Source organism: Janthinobacterium sp. GMG1 (genome assembly GCF_034427795.1).
In the GTDB taxonomy this organism is placed as follows: domain Bacteria; phylum Pseudomonadota; class Gammaproteobacteria; order Burkholderiales; family Burkholderiaceae_D; genus Janthinobacterium.
Map to the genome: position 1 here is coordinate 1 of NZ_JAXQNT010000058.1, position 346 is coordinate 346.

Consider the following 346-nt stretch of genomic DNA (forward strand, 5'->3'; position numbering starts at 1 on the left):
GGCGTTGGCGCTGGCGGTCAGTTCGGTGCCCAGGCCGGCGGCGCCGAAGTTGGCGCTGGCCGAACCCAGTGCGGCGGTGACGCTACCCATCGAGGTGGACAGGTTGATGCTCATCGTTTCCGATTTCGCGGCGCCGATCTGGAACGTCATGGCGCTGGCGATGGTGCCGCCGGTCAGCAGAGCTTGGCCGCCGAACGTGGTGTTTTTCATCACGTTGGACAATTCCAGGCCCAGTGCGTCGTATTCGGCTTGCATGGCGTCCTTGTCGGCCGTGTTCGACGAAGCATCGGCAGCTTGCGTAGCCAGATCTTTCATGCGCACCAGCATGTTGGTGACTTCGCCGAAT

General features: G+C 62.7%; 1 pseudogene. It reads right to left on the minus strand.

From position 1 onward, the window contains the following. Positions 1 to 327 (minus strand): annotated as a pseudogene (locus tag SJI03_RS28880) (Lateral flagellin); the annotation flags it as partial. Positions 328 to 346: the final 19 nt, after the last annotated feature.